We start from the raw sequence: 19,309 nt of genomic DNA, 5'->3' as shown, positions 1-19,309 counted from the left end.
CATAGAATTGGACAAATTATTCAAAGCAATAAGGTAAGCAGTTACCATTTAACAATGAAAGATATTATCCATTATTAGCCCATACCCTCTGCTTCTTCCATATATCCCTCTAATTTGTTCTTCAGTCCATCCAAAAAGGTGGTTCTTCCTTTTTTACGCAGTCTGATCTCCTGGAATATTCGGTAGATGTCCCCTACTTCTATGCCAAACAGCTTTTCAAAATTGGATGCCATTTCCTTCAACTCCGCCTGACCATTATTAAAGACTCCAGCCACCTTGAGGGCATAGATCAATTCTACCAACTGTACCTTCTGCCCTGTCCATTTCATGATGGGCCTATCCAATAATTTATTGGGATGCTGCTCCTGTAACAGCTCCCGCTCCAGTAGTTTCTTTAACCTTTCGAATGCCTTAAACTTGGCAAACCTATAACTACCTACAGTCGAGAAATCGGGATCAAAATACCCTATGGGCTTATCATTTACCAATGGAATGGCTTCCATATTCCTTCTAAATAGCCACTTGTCCATGGATTCTTTTCCAAGTTGGAAGTAGGTATATAAAAACTGGTGTCTTTAGAAGTGGTGGTTGATCCTGCCTATCTGTTGTTTACATTCCAAAACCTTGTCTACTGACTCTACCAAAATCTTTTTTTGAAGAAAGTAGGATTCGCGCTGAAACATTAACTCTGCATGCAGTTTGGGCTTCCATTTTTTGAAGAAGAGAATTTCCTCTTGTTCATTTTTGAATATATAACAGGTCAGGAATTCCCTTAGCTCTTCCATTGACTTTATACACAGGGCGATGGATTTTTCTGCCAGGACTAACGGGTGGCAGCCATTTGACTTAAGGGATTGTAGGTTTTCATTTAATACCTGATAAAGTTGGTTTGCTTTGGTTTCCATAAAAAAACAAATTATAATTTAAACGAAATGAACGATCAATATTTGTAAACAAAAATCATAAAACAGCGTTAATCCATCTAAAAAACACTGAGGTGTTCATTTTTAGGGTTTAAGTATTCTTTTTCAAAGCCAAAATAATATACCTAACCTTTGAACATCACCATTCTTTCCCTTTTCTCAGTGATCAAAAATGAGTTCATAGCTTATGAAAAATCGTGTTTACCATTATAATGATATTCAGTTTAGATTGGCCCTGGCCTTTGTTGTTGGGGCAATATTGAGTTTAAAAGCGATAGGCTTCCCCAGTGTCGAAAAAGGTAACTTACAAATACTATCCATTCATTTCATCATTTATTTTATCTTGTTGTGGACATCGGCCGAATGGATATATCATCTCCAAAGATACCTGGACAAAAAATGTCAGCTCAGGAAAAGGCCATTTACCAGGATATCACTTCAGCTTTTCCTTGCCATTGCGGTTCCATTTGCTTTTGTCTCCCAGATCTACCTTTTGCTTGAACGATTCAATATCAAAATAGACATGGGCTATATGGGAATGTATCTTATACTCATAAACCTCTATTATTTGTGTTATAACCTCTTATTGGAGGAAAACCTGATCAAGGACATCAAGGGCCATTACAAACAAAGTCTTCTTGTCAACAAAGGAATGTATTTTATTCCAATACCGATTATTAAAATCAGTCATTTACTCCTCAAGGAAAAGCAGGTTTACTTAATCACCTTTGACAATCAAACCTATCTGATGGGACAAACATTGGATGATATTCAATACCAACTTGATCCACAGCAGTTTTTCAGGGCCAATAGGCAGGTTATCGTCAATTATTCCGCTTGCAGACAATTTGCCCTTATTGAAAACAGAAAGATAAAATTGGAGATAATAGCCGAATCAAGCTCAGGGTTCATTATCAGTCAAAAGAGGTCAAGGGCTTTTAGGGAGTGGATGGATAGATGAGTGGGGTTTCCTTTCAACGAAAAATGATGAGTTTTTAATTTAAACTTTTAAACAGAAAATCTCATTTTTTAATATTTATGTGAAAAGCAGTTGAAAGCACTTTAAATATCCCTTTATATTGAAAAGACCATTCTGATTAACATTGATTTATATAATTTTAATAGTGCACTACTTTTTAATTATTTTAATACTTTCCGACTGATTCCCCCAACTTACTCTCATAATCAACATCCCATTTGGTAGGTCTTGGATCAGTGAACTTAATTCAGTTTCAAAAAAATCGATATTGCCTTCCAGGGTATAATAAAACAAGTTAAGATTACTAATTATCGCTAAGTGAACAGGTTCTCCATTATAATTATCACTGTCAATCAGTTTTAACTTTAGCGAATTATTTGTACAAGGATTTGGGTAAACATGCCAGGATGTAACATCTTGGGCTAATTTTTCCAACCAAACTGAGAGAGTCTTGCTATACCCAAAGCTTCCATCAAGGTCAACTTGCTTGATGCGGTAATAATTACGGCCAGTGATATAGGGAATCTGATTATCCGTATAATGATATTGTGTAACCTGGCTACTCCAGCCAGCAGATTTGATCTCAGCTATTTTGGTGAAATTTTCTATTCCATCAACTGATCTTTCCAGTTCAAAATGGCTCGTTTCCCATTCATGCATTGTTCCCCAATTAATCGAAACCCATTCGCCATCTTGATCGATATCAGCAACTATGTCGTGCCATACAACAGGCAAAGAAATATAAGGGGTATTGACCACGAAACCCTCTGGATTTGAATAACATTGTGCATTGCTACCTTCGGCTGTAGGGCATGATGGATTACCCGAATTGGTATACCAGCGCATAAATATATTTCTGAATTCAATCCTGTCCCCCCAACTCACCGTAAAATCATTGATGTATTGGGCTGTTTCCTTAATAACATTTTGTCCTGCAAATAAACAAAGTACTACATTTTCCGAAAACGCTCCATTGATATATATATCATAGGAAAAATACAAAGAATAAGCATTGGATGAACTCCCTCCAAAGGTCACAAAAATCTGCCCATCCACATTGGTCCCTGGTTCGAATTCTGCATCAGGATCAAAAGGTTCACCGTTTATATCATAAAAGTCAATAGATTGAATATTAAGGTTATTTTGATTGCAAACCTGAGCATAAGTTCTCATCGGATTATTAAAATATCCGATGAGCAATACCAAGCCAAACGTCAAAATGTATCTTATCATTTCAAAATGGGGAAACAACCTCGGTTAAGACATGATCACTAAATGGTCTTTCCTTTGATGCTTTGTCGATTAATTCAGCAATTAGTCTTTAAGAGAGAGGGGTTTTCGGTGCTTTCTCTTCTGGGTAAATGGTCATTTTAAATGTATGAACTATCATTATTTTATCAGAAAAGTGCTGGTGAAACACTTTTTCAGGTAATTCATTTCACCAATATAAACTCAAATATTAATATATTTTACTAAAAGACATATTATCAGCACATTATTGTTATATAGCTCATAAAATAGTGGGCAGTTCATGATGTTTCAGGCCTTTGTCCCTCAGTAGTAAAACCTGTTATTCTTAATAGGCAGGTAATATCATTTTTAAATTGATGTTGTTATTTAGGATTACAAGGATAAACCCTATTTTGGAAATTTTCTTAAACTGGATTTCCTTCAAATATATTTTCGCTTACAAAAAGCTGATAAGGAACATGTATATTCCAATGATCATATATTTTTTGTCTATGCACTACAGCCTTTGCCATCCTCTACAGACGCAATATGGTTTTTCTCTGGGATTATATTTTTGGTATTTTATATAGCATCGTAAAGCTCAAATGGAAATTACAAATTCGTGGATTAGTAGTTAAATTACCATATTCCACTAAACCGGTGGAATATCCAATATTCACAATACCTCAGCTCGTCAATGCTTTCTTCATTTCAATAATAGCATTGCTAAATGCTGTGGCGGTATACCCCTTGCCAATCCGAAAAGGACTTAGATTCAGACGATGGTTGATTTCCTTTACAGGCATACTTTCCAATTTTCTGAATTTCTCTTTCCATAAGTCCAATTCCAAAAGACGCTGGTTTTGGAAGCTAGTTAGGCTCCGGTCATTATCGGTAGGAAAAAAATTGATGCCCCCAATAAGCTCATCCACCCTTTTCGAACTAAGGGATATGCCATCATAGGTCAACTGTTCGAAAAGTGCTTTTTTAAACAACCCCTCAATTCCTTTCAGATCTGAAGACTTAATACCTGTCATCACCAAATTGTACTTGGTCATGGCATTGGTCAATAGCCAACATTTCTTTCTATCCACATAAAACACAGTAGCGTTCCATTTCCCCAACCTTTCTGGCCCTTCTTTGGTCGGTAAAGTCTGGATCAGGGGTTTGATCCATTTTTCTAATTTTCTTGTGGTGTAGATGTAAGTATTCGCCATGATGGATGCTCCATTATAAGTATAGAATTAATAGGGGTTCCCAGCTAACTATTGATTCAAATTCTCCATCAACCACGTGGTAGCTCTCCTATACCAGTCTTGGGTATACCTTGGAGTTCCCTTGGGGATACGTTGCCTCCAGGTAAATTAATTCTTGGAAAGATACAAAGTACTATCGATAGATATTAAGATATTCACTTAATACCCACACGATTTTTTTAGTATCATTATCCTACAAAAATACACATTGTGACACCGAAAGTATTAACCTTAGTCTCTGAATTATCATTTCATTGAAAAATCACAAAATGGGAATTACTAATTCTCAGGATACTAGGGTAAAGGGGTATTCTTCACCAAGCCGGGGACCATAATCACAAATTACATCTAGTAAGGAAGGCGTCCTTATACTTTACCAACCGCCCTACCTGCCATGTCAGCAGACAAGAACAGCCTGTACCGATGACTATCAGTAAGTCCGTATCCCGAAAGTTTTCGGGAGTGGTGAGAGAGACGACCGTAAGCCTATGGCTCACGGTCGTCTACTCATTAGCTTTTATTATTTTTTAAATTGATGTTCCCAATAAGTGCCACTAATGTCTGTGATTTTAACCGTATATGTCCCTTTAGACAAACTTGATAAAGCTTCATTATCCAAATTTAGCTTTGCTTTTGCCCCTAATGGAACAATTAAACTGTGCTTACCTGGTTTAATTTTAGAAACATAATAGTTTATGATACTCTCTTTATCCATGGTAGCTAAATCTTCTTGGGTATATTCAATAATTGTGTTGTTTTTGTTGTCATACAATTCAATTCCTATCACCCAAGAACCATAAACATCCACGCCTTCAGTCCTATAAACATCAAAACTTAATCTCTTTTCGCTGATTTTTCCATCTGTAATTTCCAATTTTGGCTTTACCGATTTATTATGGAGTGGTCCCCATACGCCGCCGTGAAATATTTGGTTTGTCATTAAAGTCACTCCTAAAACAAATAGAGAACCTATTAAAACAACTTTTGGAAAAACCTTTTCTTTTATTGGCAAAATACCTGAACCCAGCCAAGCAAACCATTTCTTTTTAGTAATTACAAAATTGTTTTTTATTAGATAATTGTCCAAGGAGTATTTCCCACTGCCTGTTAAGAATATAAGAAAACCTGTGGCGATTCCTAGAATTCCTATTTGCCATTCGTCAAGGCAAGTTGTGCCAATCCAACCAGAGCCTAAAAGGATTCCCATAGCCAAGCCAAAAACACCAATGCTCATTAATCTAGTGAACAAACCGAACATAATAAATAAACCTACAATACCCTCAACAACCATGAAAATCACCATGTTAACCCAAAGTACATCTGGATTTTCCACCAAGTATTGTATGATGGGTTTTATACCCAAGGCGTTAGGTAAAAAGGCATTAAATTTTTCACCAATATAACCCGCTACTTCAGGGTCAAGTTTATCTGCTAATACAGTTCTTCTCCAAAATGCCGAAAAATAGGTCCAACCTACTACTAACCTTAATGCGAGTGCCAGAAGCCCTGCATCATTTTTTAAACTTACATTCTTCATAGTTTATTAGATTGTAAGAGTGATAAAATCTTTCTTAAGAAGTTGAAAACCGTATAAAATACCATTGGGTGTTATTTCAAGATTACCTGGCAAGGATTCTGGATTTATGTTAAATTTTGAAAGTGAAATTCCACAAACAATAACTTTTACATTTTGAGCTTTTGCTTTTTCCAACAATTCATTAAAATCCGGATTATCTGCTATCTCATTAACTGTTTTACCACAAATGATTACATAAAACTCTCCATATCTTCTCGCGTCTTCTTTTGCTAATGCATTTGCGGTAAGCAGAACAGATTTAAGTTGTTGTATGTTTTTAGAAAGCACTAGATAATTATTCTTTTTTGGATTAATCTCTTGTGCATGTAATTGGATTGTTCCAAATAATAAAAGGAACATTGTTGTTATATATATGATTGGATTTCTCATTGTTTTTGAGTTTTTAGATTTGAATTAATACTGAAAAAAAGAAGTCCGCCAAGTATGGCAACATTCTTAAAAAGCGGGCCTAAAGTTGTCATTTGTCCAACTTGTATGGTTAGCGTAATAGGAATTAGAACTGCAATTAACATTATTGCAGCGATTCGGGTTTTAAAGCCTATAAGTAACGAAACACCAGCAATTAACATGACCACACCTGATAGAATCACAGCTGTTTCGGGTGTGCCAAGAATATGCCCAATAAAACCCAGAGAGGCATTTTCTATCCTGCTCACGGTTTTTTCGGTATTAAAAAAATGACTGGTGCTCGCCACAATAAAAATCAGGCTTAGCATAATACGAAGAATAACTACAGACCTGTAGCTAACTTCAAGTGTTTTTTCTTGAAATTTCATTAGTAATATTTGTAAATGATAAATAGCAGTAATAGCAACTGCTTTGAGTTTTCTTGTTTAGAAAATCAATTACAAATAAACCTTGAGGTTCTGATATAGAATATACAGTGGAACACCAGTGGCTTGTTGGCTTCTTGATGCATTAAGGTTGAAAGAATGCTTGAGTAAATAGATTGTAAAATCAAAACTAAAAGCATCGGATATTAGAAAGTCTGATAGCTGAAAAGTTGGTTTTGAAATATCCTGAACGGTTTCAGAAACCTCAAAATTCTGGCAATCTGATTGGGAAATTGTAGATTGACTCTTGTTTAGAACTTTTGTTTGGGGAATTCCTAATTCGGCTTGAATAATATTCCGAACCTTACAAGGTGAAAGCAAAAGCAAAAATGCCAATCCAAATACGGACAGAATTGAAATGATTTTTTTTATTTCCAGTCTTTCTTTCACTTTTGCAAAGTTAATAATAAATGGCTTTGAAGCTGAGTTATGGTATTTATAATATAAACGAGCATATAAACGCATTGCGTATACACTCTCTAATCCAAGTTACTTGAAGCTCATTTACCTAATTTCAAACTCTTCTAAACATTTACATGAAAACTAAGAAATAGGTGAAATAAATAAAACACCCCATTTGGGATAATTATCACCTACTTCAATACACCTACTCCTACTCTACCTCACTAAATTTATTGCATTTACCCAGGCATATGGTAAGACGGTTTATATAACCAAGTCAGGCACCAAATACCATAAATCCTCCTGCAAGTATTTAAAGTATAGTTCAAGAAGCCTCCAACTAACAGATGCCAAAAAGAAAGATTATACCGCTTGTAGTATGCGCAAGCCTAGTTCAGAAGTGACGAGTAATAAGACCAGTCTACCCGCTAAAACCGCTATTGAAACAAGTAAAGTTACTCCGTCAAAAGGCAGCACCACAAAATCATCTCTCCAACCATGGGTTACTTCCATTCGCTGTTCTGGCACCACCAAGGCAGGATGCCGATGTAAAAGAATGACCAAAAGCGTCAACGTCTGATATTTTCAGCATGGAGTGTAAAATATATAATAAAATGATAATATCGGTTATTCATCATTTTAGCAATACAATACGAAACGAGAATTACAAATTCCTTGATACTAAGGCGATGTGGCATACTTAGCCTAGGGTGCAATAGTTATTTTGAATTTTAATTTTTACCTGGTGCTAACCATTTGAAAGGCTTGGCTTCAACAAATTTATCAGATACCTCACCTGTTAAAATTGGATGGCCATCCAAATCAATTTTCTTTGGCACTTTGGTTGTTGAAAAATCAAACTTTTTTAAATCAACCCAAAAAGTATTTGGTGAAATGGCCGATTCATAAAAGTATATTAAATTCTTATGGTCAGAAACACTTCTCCAAATAGTAGAAGCAATATTAGGTTGGTCGGGGTCAGTAATTCCTAGCGGAACAGATACGTTTCGAATTACACTGAAAGTAGCTGAAACGGCTAAACGGTTATCTTCAAATTCAGGAAGAGCTTTACTGTAAAATGATGCTCGAACATATCTATCGCTGGCTCTGTTAGTGCCAGGTAACATTTTCATTCCACCTATATTTTCCCAATAAGCATTTAATGCTATTTGTTGGTCATAAGTAGGAGAATTTGTCATTACAGCATGTTCCTTTCCCTTATGAATGATCAATTTTCCATTGATATACTCTAATATTCCAGAATTACCTGTTTTGTCTGATAATGAAAGATGAAGACCTGGTGCATGGCCACTTGGAAGTGTACTAGCAATTATCCTAAATGGTTCCGTCTTCAAATTTTCAATAGCCTCGTCTACAGTAGCATAATTATCTAGGACAAATTGAGCCCAAGCACCGACAGATAAACCAGGTTTATCTCCAGAATTTCCAAAATCAGTTTCTGATAAATATAATAGATTGGCCACTAGTCCTTTTTCATTTAATCCATCAACAGTTCCTATATCATAACCTGAAACCGTTACACTTGCATATTTAGAAATCCAATGTATTGAGCCTTTTCCTACCCCACCGTCTTTTTTCATTCCTCTCGGATAGAACCATAAATCACTATGTACATCTTCAAACCAATCCATAGATCGAGCGGTAAAGACCAGATGATCTTTACCGCAATAGACAAACCTTGTACAAGCATTTGATTTTTGGAGGGGGTAAAATAGTAGAGTAAGAAATAAAAAAGGAAAAGTTTTTGATAAAGACATAATATAAAATTTATTGATTAATATTCTTAATTATTGCTAATGCTCAGTCTAAACTGCATTAGAAAGCAGCTTAAACTATTTTTTAGTACGTTTTACTTTATACTCTCTAAGACAATTTAATTTTCCTTCAAAATTTAATTCTTTAATTTTTGCTAGATGGATTAGACGCCAATTAAGCGTTTTATCACTAGCTTCAAATCCTATGTCAACTAAAGTTTCACCAACAACTCTTGCAGCCTTTAAAAAATTTTCAGTGCATTTTGATAGTAGTATTTCGTCAAAATAAACCACCTCTTTTGATTCAATCTCTCCCATTGTTTGTGCAGCTCTTACTAATCCATTTTCATTAGCAAGTCGTATCCACATGCTTGTCCACTCTTCGCATTCTTCTTTGGTAATTTTTCTAAAATACTTACTAAGTAAATGAACATCTTCAGGATGCATAACCACTAAAGAATCTGGAACATAACTATGGCCAAATTTCGATTTTATTTTAATGTTTGGGAGATCGGTAATTATAAGATGAGTATAAAAATCACGTAGCTCATAGACTAATCTAGCTGTAGCTAGCCTATCAAGTGTTGCCCTTCCGGACCAAATAAATATTTCTGGTTTATTCTTTAATTCTTCCCTTATGTTTTGAATCTTTTCAAAGTCTCCGGCAACGTTGGAACTTAAATATTCCGCATCTTCTTGGCATGGCAAAGTGCTAGTTAACCAATCCTGTCTTCTGAACCTGGAGTCTGATTTCTCCAAATTGGTTATTGGACCAAGCCTCAAGTCATCATTTAGACTAACTACAGAATCGATAAGCTCTGACATCTCATTACTAGCAAGGAGAATGCTTTTAGCAGATTCTCCAAAAACGATATGGATTCTCTCTGATGCCATGATTCTTATTTAAGTGCTAAAACGAGTATATAAATGCATAGCGAATACACCCTCTAATCCAAGTTACTTGAAGCTCACTCCACTAATTTCAAACGCTTATCTAACACTTGTAAACATTGACAATTGAACATATCCACTAAAACTAATAAATAGGAAAAACAAATGAAACACCCTACATAGAATAATTATCACCTACTTCAAAACATCTATCTTTAAAAGTTTATAGCCCCAATAAGTCTATCTGAATGAAAAAATACTTACTTAAAACACCTACTCTTACTTTATTTATTGCATTAGCCCAGGCATATGGCCAGACGGTATATGTAACCAAGACAGACTCCTCAACCAAGGCTGAAAGTGAAACTAATAACATAACTCCGCCAAATAGCTAACACCACAAAACCATCTCCCCAACCCAGGGCGGCTTCTTCTGCTTGATGTTCCGGTACCACCAAGGCAGGAAGTAGATGTAAAAGAATGACCAAAAGTGCCAATGGAAAATGTTTCAAACATGGTGGGTAGCGAATAGGTAATACCATGGCCTAATCCTTTATTAAAACAATCAGGGAACAGGAATTGCAAATTCCAAGGATATTTGAGTGAAAAAGCATTCTTCACCCAGTCGGGGGAAGCCACCCATAAGCGTCATTGCGATCCCGGTGGGCCGGGAGAAGCAATCTCATCTCCAATAAACAATTACCCCTGTTGTCCTACCCAGTTGAGAGATCAAATGTTATCCAATTGCAGTCCTTCCTTATCGTGTCCTTTCTACTTGTCCTCGGGTGTCAGTAAAATTATTTATTGTTTCCACCCTTTCCATTTGCTCTAGAATATCGTTTACAAAAATAAATCTTGTGGTAACTAAAAAATCTTTAACTTTTTCTGTGTAGTATAATTTTTCAACTTTTGTGACTGATGCTTCTTGATACATCCCCTTATTTGTTGGAAAGCCATATTCTTTTATAAAATCTTCTTTAGAAACCCCTAAATTATCAAATGTTGAAAATTTGCTATTCTCCCTTGCATCAAATCCATACTGAACTGGTGTACAGGATAGTGTAGAAATCAAAAGAAATATTATAAAAATAAATTTACTTATGGATGAATTCACTGTTTCTCCAAAATTGCCTTTTCTATTTTTCATTCAGTTATTAATTTTGGTTTATCTAATTTTTATTTCAAAAGTGTTTTTCTAGCCTCTATTTATGTTTTAAAACTATTTTTGTAATCCAAATTATCGTGTACAGAAGTTCCCTAGAAAAACCTTTTACCATGGTTATTGCGCTCTGAAAACAATAAAAGTCCTCCATCAACGTCTGATGAAAAAATAACCCTTTTTCCCGTGTTTGTTATTTACAGCTATTTAACTAAATAACACGTCAACAATTCCAAAAGGTTGTAATATAAACAACGTTCTTGCAAATGGCATATAAGGAGTATAAGCACGCTCATTTCAGGTACTAAAGGTTAGTATTTTACCTACGGGATTTATCAGGCATTGATAGAAGTCCGCGGTTTTGCTCACCAAATATTTTTAGCTCGCTTGGCCCCATGCCCCTCCCCTTTCCTCCTCCAAAAGCCACAATATAAAGTCCTAACAATCCCTAGACATTGCCCAATAAAACCCTCTTCAAAAAATACCATTTTTTCTAAGATTTTAGCCAAAAGTCTACGTATCCTCTACTATACCTCTAGTAGGCTTCGGAGCATCCATAGGGGGGCGAGCGTAAAGAAAACAGTCGGTAGTTCCGAGCTATCGGAATTAGCGAGTAGCCAGTTTGAAGGACAGCCCCTGTCCTTTCCACACCAAAACCATCATATCTACAGGCTGTTCCCTAGACATTACCACCATGACGGCCCTCTTTAGCATTGCCTGTTCTAAAGATTACTATTTTTTGGGCAAAATAGAATTGCAAATTCCCAGGATATATGGGTGAAGAATACTTCTTCACCCATACAGGGGCATTTCTGAGCTGCCTTCTAATCCACTTAGACATAGCTTGCTGGAAACACCAAACTTTCGAAAAAACTGTCCACCCTTTGTAATATAAGCCATTATTGGCTTTAGTTAGGGTCATAGCTCAATCATTCACAAGAACAATTTTACCAATGACGTTTCCTTCCTCAAGTTTTTTGTTTGCCGATTGTGCCTCCAAAACATGGAATTTATGACTGATAACTGGATTGATCTTTCCACTTTGAAGCATTTCAAACAACCTTATCAGATCTTCATGGATTAACTTTTTATTCTTCTTATAGTTAGCAGAAATCCCATAAAAAGCTCCCTTCTTTGAGTTTGGAATGAGATTGCGAATGTTAATCTTTATGATTCCTGTGATCATTCCCAAGAAATTAGGGTATCCATACTCAGCAAGTATACCCCTTGGTTTTAAGACTTTGAAACCTTGGTCAATATACTTTCCACCAATTCCGTCTATTACAAAATCAAGCCCTTCAGGCTGGAACTCAGATAATTTATCCGTCCAAGTCTTGGAGTTGTAGTCGATTGGAATTACACCCTGCTCGATAAGCCTATCTTGCTTTTTTAAAGATGAAAGACCGAACATTTTTAATTCTATATGTTTACCGATATCAATGAGTGCTGACCCCACCCCCCCGCTTGCTCCAGTTATCAAAACAGAATCTCCCTTTTTTACTTTCAAAGTTCTAAACAAGATCTGGTAGGCTGTGCAATAATTGAGAATTATGGATACGGCCTTTTCTGGCGCTATATCTTTTGGAACAGAGATCAGGTCTTCCTCTTTCAGGATGATGAACTCAGAGTACCCTCCATATACAGTAAGCGCAGCAACTAAGTCTCCTGTCTTGAATTGAGAAACTTCCGAACCTATGGCTGTTATTTCCCCGACAATTTCGTAGCCAGGCACAAACGGAATCTTTGGGGCAAACGGATAATATCCATATCGCATGGCAACATCGGTTCTACCCACACCGCATGCTTTAATAGATATTTGTACTTCTTTATTTTGAGGAGATCTCAGTGTTTTCTCCTCAACCTGGAGAACCTCAGGTCCACCTCTCTTAGTTAAAACCACACTTTTGTACTTCATCATTGTATCATTTAATGTTTGATACAAAACTGGAATTAATCTAAGAAGGAAACTTGAATGAATTTGCTATTCTTAAGTATGGTGGAAGGAGTAACGCCTATCATTTTGAGGCTAGTTCGGGTAAAATGGGATTGGTCTGAAAAACCTGCAGTGTGAGATGCCTCCGTCATAGAGTGGCCACCAATATACTGCTCAAAAGCTACCTTTAAGCGATACCATAAAATGTAGTTCCTGATCGGCAACCCAACTTCAACTTTAAACAGGTGAAGCAACCGACTTTCACTTAGAAAGGCAATTTCTGAAAGTTCTTTTGTGGTGAGGAGTGAATGTATGTTTCTGTGGATATAATTTAATACGTCCGAAATTCGCTCATCCTTCTTCTGGTGTTCATATTTATGGCCAAACTGGAAAATAGCTTCAAGCATGGATCGCACGGCAACCCAATTTTTATTATGTAGATAGTCTTTCAACAACTCAAAATCAATCTGCCCAAATAAATCCGAGGGATAAGAAATGATATCTTCACTTTTTAAGATTTTAGAATTTACCCATCCGCCCAATGCTGAGTCAGGCTCTATATCCAAACTAAGGATTGGAATATTGGTGGCATCACACTGGTGACCTACATTTGATTTGATCAACAATCCTTTTTCAAAAATCCATTCGTTCGTGTACTTGTTTTTAGTCCTAAATTTTCCAGACGTGGCTACCACTAGCTGGATGATCGGATGGCTATGCCCTTTGGTTGGTTTAGGGTTCTTACCGATGAACAACCGCAAGTCTTTCCAGAGTATTAGAAAATTCATTTTATATAATGGATATTATTACAAATGATTTACTATAACGAAATTTTGACCTTAGAGATATATCATTTACTATATACAAGAAGATAATTGACCATTACATTTTTTATGTACAAAAACGTTTGGAATATCCTTAATGTATCCAGGTGATTTCGACCAAAGGGGGGCCACTAGTCTTTTGGGTTAACAAAATCAGAAAACTACAGTCGGTACACCAAACGGTGTAAGGGGAAGGCTATGCCCAAGAACCAAAAAATAGCCCGTAAGCTGTCCCAAAGCCTAAAAAGAAAAACCTAAATACCACCAAACAGCAGAAAAAAACGCCGCTCAGGTATCAGATTTTTTAAGCTCAAACCTTCAAAGACACTAAAGGGGAAAAGCTTTCCCCATAATTACCCGTTTCCCAGCACCACTCGTTCAACACTGCACTCATGCCTGCCCGCCATTGGAGGGTTCGGCCGTTCCGGCAATACTATGGTTAGTTATTGTATTTAGTTATTTTCTTCCTCTTTTGTTTTTTTTAAGCTTCTTAATTTTCCTAACAACGATTCATACTGATATACCGCCTTTAAAATTTCTTTAGTGAATTCAATTGAAATCTCAACTTCGTTCTTGCCAATTTCATCAAATGTATTTGATTCAATATGAGCAGCATCATTCCCTAACAATCTTAATTCTTGCATACCTTCTATAAGTTCTTGAGGAATAACAATCTTAGAACCTAAATCTTCAAGCCTTTTGTATAAATTATTACCTGTAGCATTTCTGTCCATACATATTTCTTCTAATGTTTTTCTTATCATTATTGCTGATGCGATAAAACAATTATTCGAGTGAGACAGTATTGCTTCTTGAAATGCGTTTAACACATTTTCTGGTATATTTTCCTTGTCGAAGGGAATTGTATCAGAGGGATGGGTTACAACAATGTTTTTTTGACCTTTATCGTAAACAAAGAACATATGTCCAAAGCACTTTTCATTAGGACATCTTCTAATTCCAAAGACTCGATTAGAATTATTGTTTTGAATGTCATTACCTATTGATTCAAATGTCCCATTATGACCACAATGAGGACATCTTGTTGAGATTCGTGTGCCACTAGAACCTTGATTTACTCCTGTAAGTTTAAATATCATTTTGTTAGTTTTTCTTAATTAAACACAACGTTTTGCATATGGCTTGTGGTGATTTCGAAGCACTTTCTTTTCTACCGAAACCTAAGCTGGCTATGGAGCGAAAACCTTGCTGGCAGCCGTTCACCCGCCATAAGCTATATGCGTTTTTGTGGGTTCGGCTTTATTTTTTAAAGGTCGTCAATTGCTTTTTGTCTTATTTTCTCACTATTTGTTTTGTCATAATATGAAAGCATTACAAAGCTTGAGGAGAAACTATCGTTTCCAATTGAAACTTGAATGCTTCCATTTTCTAATTCGAAAGTTGTATAATATTTACATCCATTCATTCCAACTTCATGCATTTTTGCATTGTCGTCTTTGGGTTCTGAATAAGTGTCAAATTTCTCAATAACCTCTGAAGGCGCTCCATATTTCTCAGTTAGAAGTTCTTTTAGATTAAAATAGTTTGAGGAGAGTGTCGCCCAAGTTTCACGGTTTGGGAAAATTACTGTTATTTTACTAACGAGGTCTTTCCCTTTCAAAGTAGCGACTCCAATAATACAATCTTTGTAAGCAGCAAAATCACCTTTCAACATTGCGGCACCATCTTCTGTACCAATTAAAGTGAATCCACTTTGTTTCATTTTAGAAACATATTCATTTAGTGTTCCGTCAATAGGCACTCCTTTAAATGTCATATGCTCGGTCGTGTCGGTGTTGTTTTGTGCAAAACTTGTAATAGTCAGCACAAAACAGAAAATTGTGGTAAAAACTGCTTTCATATTTTATTCTTTTATCGTGAATGTCTTTTTTTAGCTGACGCACAACGTCTATATATACGCTATTGGTGTATACACAATATTATTTAAGCGTTATTTAAATATTTGTTAAACAATACTTTATATGCTTTTAAATAATCGATTGACGAGGTAATCTTTTGCAAGGGTTTAGTGAAGGCTTCCCTTTGGGACTTCGGCGAAGTGACATACTTCGTCTAGTCGGAGCAAGGAGAACACTTTTTGCAGACTCTCCAAAAACGATATGGATTCTCTCTGATGCCATGATTCTTTATTTAAGTGCTAAAACGAGTATATAAATGCATAGCGAATACATCCTCTAATCCAAGTTACTTGAAGCTCACTCCACTAATTTCAAACGCTTATCAAACACTTGTAAACATTTACAATTGAGCATATACACTAAAACTATGAAATAGGTTAAACAAATAAAATACCCGTTTTACGGTAATTTTTACCTACTCCAAAACCACTATCTTGAAAAGTTTAATATTCCTGATACTCTTCTTTTAATGAAAAAACACCTACTCCTACTCTTCCTTACTTTATTTTTTGCATTAGCACAGGCTTATGGTCAGACGGTTTATGTGACCAAGACAGGCACCAAATACCACGAATCCTCCTGCAAGTATTTAAAGTATAGTTCGATAAGTCTTCACCTAACAGAGGCCAAAAAGAAAGATTACATGCTTGTAATGTGTGTAAGCCTAGTTCGGTAGTGACAAGTAATAAGACCGGCATCCCAACTAAGGACTACTTCTATTCGCTGTTCTGGCATCACCAAGTCTGGAACCCGATGCAAAAGAATGACCAAAAGTGCCAATGGAAAATGTTTCCAACATGTAGGATAGCAAATAGATAGGAAAATATCTTTATCCTTTATTTGCCACTTCATTAAAATATTCCAAAAACGGGAATTACAAATTCCCTCGATATTAAGGCGAAGTGGGTTTACCCTCTTTGTCAGGCTTGGCTGTTCCAGCCGTCAGAATGCTTAGTTATTAGCTTTCCGTTTTTTATTATTTACAGTATTCATTAATCATTTCTTGTGCATCTGGATCTCCCAATTTATTAGCTTCTTTTAGGTCAGAACACCCTTTTTGATTCATCCCATAAGCCACATAAATTATTCCTCGCCAATACAAACTCGCAGGTTTTTCAAAATTCTTATCGATGCAAAAGATGAAGTCGTCAAAAGCAAGTCTTAGACTATCAATATTATATCGGGCGATTCCTCGTTCAAATCGAATTTCTTCCATAGCAACATCAAATTCGAATCCCGTTTCAATAAATGAGTTTTCCACTTTATCCATATAAAAGGATTCTCCACCTTTAGTTTTTATTGCCTTTTCAAAGTCGTCAATAGCACCCTGATAGTCTTCAAGTCTTTTTTTATTCTTTCCTCTGTTTAGATAAGCAAGAGCATTATCTGAGTCGATTTGAATTATTCTGTTGTAATCTTCAATTGCTCCTTCGTAATCCTCCAATATTGATTTATCAACACCTCTGTTGATTAAGGCATAAATATTCTCTGGGTCTTTTTCAATCGCTTTATCTAAGAGAGGAATTGCTTCTTCATATCTCCCTTCACTTTCTAATTTCTCTGCCTCAGCTTTGTAGTCTGCTGATGATTTGAAATCACAAGAAGTGAAAGTCAAGATGCTTAATATGATTAATATCTGTTTCATTTAATGAAAGCTAACGCCTAGCTATGATGAGTGGGGATTAGATAGCACTAACCTCTCATCTCGCACATAGCCACGCCTTGATTTAAATTCAAAACTTGTGGCGGACTTTCCAATCCCCACAAAAGTATCCTGACCGATAAAACCCCATTCATAGCATATGTTGTAGAGCGCCTATTCTTCTATGAATCCGTCCTTAACCATTAGTTGATGAGCTTTCTCCTTATCTTGTTCAGCTATAGGTTTATCCAGATAATAAGGCAGTTCTTTTTTAGAATCAAAAAGTTGTATTAGTTGATCATTCAATAAGCTGTTAATCATATCCAAGATAGTTACATCTAGCTCATCAGGTACTTCTTGACCTCTACCATATTTGTCAGCCATCTCGAAGACAAATTCATAAATAGTTGATTGGCCATTCGCCTCTAAATAGATAAGTTGAGGCCATAGATCCATTGTAATCATTCGAGGGGCATTGTTATCAACAACATGGATCATTGTTTCGTCCAACCAATCCCATCTTGAGGTTCTAATGAAGTATTTGTCTTTCAGAGGTGAATTACTTAGATCATTAAATGGAGGAAGTTCCTTCTTCTTTTTAAAAATTCCGAACATGGCTTTAATATTTTATGCGGGTTCTAGTGCTCTATACCGTCTGTATATACGCCATTGGTGTATACACAATATTATTTTAACACTTTGTTAAATATTTAATAAACAGACCTTTATATGATTTTAGATAATCGATTGTCGGGGTAATCTTTTGCAAGGATTTAGTGAAGGCTTCCTGGACACTTCCCATTATCTGTTCGTTAAAGGTTAAATTTTGCTTTTATTATTATCAAATCAGAATTCATTAGTCTTTTATATTATGCCATTCATGTCCACAACCATTTCTACATTCTGTTTCACGTCTATATGTATCAGCCATTTTGAAAATACTTAACAATATAATGATAGACTTTCTCAATTCAGAATCCGGCAACTCTAAAATTCTATTTATTGCAATCTTGAAAGATTGTGTCTTGAAAAGCACAACAGGTGTCATAGTCTCTTTAATCGGTGCGGTCTGAATCGCTTTATAAATCAAATCGTCACTTGGATGAGCATGGTAAACAAACATTATTAGTTTATCACGAATCTCTTTTTGTCCTGACAAATCAAACTGGCTAAACCAATCCAATATCTCGGAATCATTCAGTTTATTTTGAGCGTATTTGTTAATATTTCTTTCAATCTCTGTCATTATGTACGATGCCTTTTTGCATTACCAATAACGAGCATAGAAATGCATAGCGAATACATCCTCTAATCCAAGTTACTTGAGGCTCACTCCACTAATTTCAAACGCTTATCAAACACTTGTAAACATTTACAATTGACCATACCCACTAAAACTATGAAATAGGTTAAACAAATAAAATACCCCTTTTACGGTATTTTTTACCTCCTCCAAAACCACTATCTTGAAAAGTTCAATATTCCCAATACACTTCTTTTAATGAAAAAACACCTACTCCTACTCTACCTTACATTATTTTTTGCATTTGCCCAGACATATGGCCAGACGGTATATGTAACCAAGACAGGCACCAAATACCATAAATCCTCTTGCAAATATTTAAAGTATAGCTCAATAAGCCTCCAACTAACAGAGGCCAAAAAGAAAGATTATACTTCTTGCAGCGTGTGCAAGCCTACTTCCGTAGTGACGAGTAATAAGGCTGACATCCCAACTAAAGCTACAAGTGAAACAAATAATGCAACTCCCACTAAAGCCAACGCAACAAAATCATCGCCCCAACCAAGGGCCACTTCTGTTCGCTGTTCTGGTACCACCAAAGCAGGAAGCCGATGCAAAAGAATGACCAAAAGTGCCAATGGAAAATGTTTTCAGCATGGCGGCTAGCAAAAAAGCTAGTCAAATGACCTTATCCTATATTTAT

The 19,309-nt window shown here is 35.9% G+C and carries 22 protein-coding genes and 1 pseudogene; 3 read left to right on the top strand and 20 right to left on the bottom strand.

Annotated elements, in window-relative coordinates; all coding sequences use genetic code 11:
* Window positions 1-74: 74 nt before the first annotated feature.
* Window positions 75-560 (bottom strand): annotated as a pseudogene (locus JL001_RS17100) (RteC domain-containing protein); the annotation flags it as partial.
* Window positions 561-575: 15 nt separating this feature from the next.
* Window positions 576-905 carry a hypothetical protein gene (locus JL001_RS17095; protein ID WP_200978349.1) on the bottom strand — a complete coding sequence of 110 codons (330 nt, stop codon included), beginning with the start codon at window positions 903-905 and terminating at the stop codon, window positions 576-578.
* Window positions 906-1,110: 205 nt separating this feature from the next.
* Here JL001_RS17095 and JL001_RS17090 point away from each other — a divergent pair, with 205 nt between their 5' ends.
* Window positions 1,111-1,884, top strand: a complete 774-nt coding sequence (locus tag JL001_RS17090; RefSeq protein ID WP_200978347.1) for a LytTR family DNA-binding domain-containing protein — start codon at window positions 1,111-1,113, stop codon at window positions 1,882-1,884.
* 168 nt (window positions 1,885-2,052) lie between these two features.
* Here JL001_RS17090 and JL001_RS17085 read toward each other — a convergent pair whose 3' ends face one another.
* From JL001_RS17085 to JL001_RS17015, 15 genes are all read right to left on the bottom strand, one after another.
* Entirely contained in the window at window positions 2,053-3,135 is a 1,083-nt protein-coding gene (locus JL001_RS17085) for a T9SS type A sorting domain-containing protein (protein ID WP_200978345.1), read from the bottom strand.
* 683 nt (window positions 3,136-3,818) lie between these two features.
* Window positions 3,819-4,349 (bottom strand): hypothetical protein, encoded by a 531-nt coding sequence (locus tag JL001_RS17080; protein WP_200978343.1) that lies wholly within the window; start codon window positions 4,347-4,349, stop codon window positions 3,819-3,821.
* Window positions 4,350-4,908: 559 nt separating this feature from the next.
* Window positions 4,909-5,925, bottom strand: a complete 1,017-nt coding sequence (locus tag JL001_RS17075; RefSeq protein ID WP_200978341.1) for a TQO small subunit DoxD — start codon at window positions 5,923-5,925, stop codon at window positions 4,909-4,911.
* A 6-nt stretch (window positions 5,926-5,931) separates the two neighbouring features.
* Window positions 5,932-6,354: a DsrE family protein gene (locus JL001_RS17070; protein WP_200978339.1), complete on the bottom strand. Its 423-nt coding sequence runs from the start codon at window positions 6,352-6,354 to the stop codon at window positions 5,932-5,934.
* On the bottom strand, window positions 6,351-6,761 hold the full coding sequence (locus JL001_RS17065; RefSeq protein WP_200978337.1) for a DoxX family protein: 411 nt from the start codon (window positions 6,759-6,761) through the stop codon (window positions 6,351-6,353). The genes JL001_RS17070 and JL001_RS17065 overlap by 4 nt, the downstream gene beginning before the upstream one ends.
* Window positions 6,762-7,583: 822 nt before the next feature.
* Window positions 7,584-7,784: a hypothetical protein gene (locus JL001_RS17060; protein WP_200978335.1), complete on the bottom strand. Its 201-nt coding sequence runs from the start codon at window positions 7,782-7,784 to the stop codon at window positions 7,584-7,586.
* 167 nt (window positions 7,785-7,951) lie between these two features.
* A complete protein-coding gene (locus tag JL001_RS17055) occupies window positions 7,952-8,998 on the bottom strand; it encodes a linear amide C-N hydrolase (protein WP_200978333.1) in 1,047 nt (348 codons plus the stop codon).
* Window positions 8,999-9,073: 75 nt separating this feature from the next.
* Entirely contained in the window at window positions 9,074-9,889 is an 816-nt protein-coding gene (locus JL001_RS17050; protein ID WP_200978331.1) for a DUF3658 domain-containing protein, read from the bottom strand.
* 341 nt (window positions 9,890-10,230) lie between these two features.
* On the bottom strand, window positions 10,231-10,398 hold the full coding sequence (locus JL001_RS17045) for a hypothetical protein (RefSeq protein WP_236252868.1): 168 nt from the start codon (window positions 10,396-10,398) through the stop codon (window positions 10,231-10,233).
* Between the two features lie 245 nt (window positions 10,399-10,643).
* Complete coding sequence (locus JL001_RS17040; RefSeq protein WP_200978327.1) at window positions 10,644-11,033, bottom strand: hypothetical protein; 390 nt, start codon at window positions 11,031-11,033, stop codon at window positions 10,644-10,646.
* 691 nt (window positions 11,034-11,724) lie between these two features.
* Window positions 11,725-11,886 (bottom strand): hypothetical protein, encoded by a 162-nt coding sequence (locus tag JL001_RS17035; RefSeq protein ID WP_236252867.1) that lies wholly within the window; start codon window positions 11,884-11,886, stop codon window positions 11,725-11,727.
* A gap of 84 nt (window positions 11,887-11,970) precedes the next feature.
* On the bottom strand, window positions 11,971-12,963 hold the full coding sequence (locus JL001_RS17030) for a medium chain dehydrogenase/reductase family protein (protein WP_200978323.1): 993 nt from the start codon (window positions 12,961-12,963) through the stop codon (window positions 11,971-11,973).
* Between the two features lie 32 nt (window positions 12,964-12,995).
* On the bottom strand, window positions 12,996-13,766 hold the full coding sequence (locus JL001_RS17025) for a helix-turn-helix domain-containing protein (RefSeq protein WP_200978321.1): 771 nt from the start codon (window positions 13,764-13,766) through the stop codon (window positions 12,996-12,998).
* Between the two features lie 488 nt (window positions 13,767-14,254).
* Window positions 14,255-14,902: a DUF4145 domain-containing protein gene (locus tag JL001_RS17020; protein WP_200978319.1), complete on the bottom strand. Its 648-nt coding sequence runs from the start codon at window positions 14,900-14,902 to the stop codon at window positions 14,255-14,257.
* Between the two features lie 167 nt (window positions 14,903-15,069).
* Window positions 15,070-15,663: a hypothetical protein gene (locus tag JL001_RS17015; protein ID WP_200978310.1), complete on the bottom strand. Its 594-nt coding sequence runs from the start codon at window positions 15,661-15,663 to the stop codon at window positions 15,070-15,072.
* A gap of 527 nt (window positions 15,664-16,190) precedes the next feature.
* On the opposite strand from JL001_RS17015, the gene JL001_RS23190 reads away from it, so the two are divergent.
* Window positions 16,191-16,397: a hypothetical protein gene (locus JL001_RS23190; protein ID WP_236252866.1), complete on the top strand. Its 207-nt coding sequence runs from the start codon at window positions 16,191-16,193 to the stop codon at window positions 16,395-16,397.
* 300 nt (window positions 16,398-16,697) lie between these two features.
* Here JL001_RS23190 and JL001_RS17010 read toward each other — a convergent pair whose 3' ends face one another.
* The 3 genes from JL001_RS17010 to JL001_RS17000 form a co-directional block, all read right to left on the bottom strand.
* Window positions 16,698-17,366 (bottom strand): tetratricopeptide repeat protein, encoded by a 669-nt coding sequence (locus JL001_RS17010; protein WP_200978308.1) that lies wholly within the window; start codon window positions 17,364-17,366, stop codon window positions 16,698-16,700.
* A 171-nt stretch (window positions 17,367-17,537) separates the two neighbouring features.
* Window positions 17,538-17,978 (bottom strand): hypothetical protein, encoded by a 441-nt coding sequence (locus JL001_RS17005; RefSeq protein WP_200978306.1) that lies wholly within the window; start codon window positions 17,976-17,978, stop codon window positions 17,538-17,540.
* Between the two features lie 241 nt (window positions 17,979-18,219).
* Window positions 18,220-18,609: a DUF5958 family protein gene (locus JL001_RS17000; protein ID WP_200978304.1), complete on the bottom strand. Its 390-nt coding sequence runs from the start codon at window positions 18,607-18,609 to the stop codon at window positions 18,220-18,222.
* Window positions 18,610-18,864: 255 nt separating this feature from the next.
* Between JL001_RS17000 and JL001_RS16995 the strand changes: the two genes are divergently transcribed.
* Complete coding sequence (locus JL001_RS16995) at window positions 18,865-19,272, top strand: hypothetical protein (protein ID WP_200978302.1); 408 nt, start codon at window positions 18,865-18,867, stop codon at window positions 19,270-19,272.
* The last annotated feature ends 37 nt before the right edge of the window (window positions 19,273-19,309 follow it).

This window comes from Echinicola sp. 20G, from assembly GCF_015533855.1.
In the GTDB taxonomy this organism is placed as follows: Bacteria; Bacteroidota; Bacteroidia; order Cytophagales; family Cyclobacteriaceae; genus Echinicola.
Note: the sequence above shows the minus strand (reverse complement) of the source record. Positions and strands in the feature narration are given on the sequence as shown.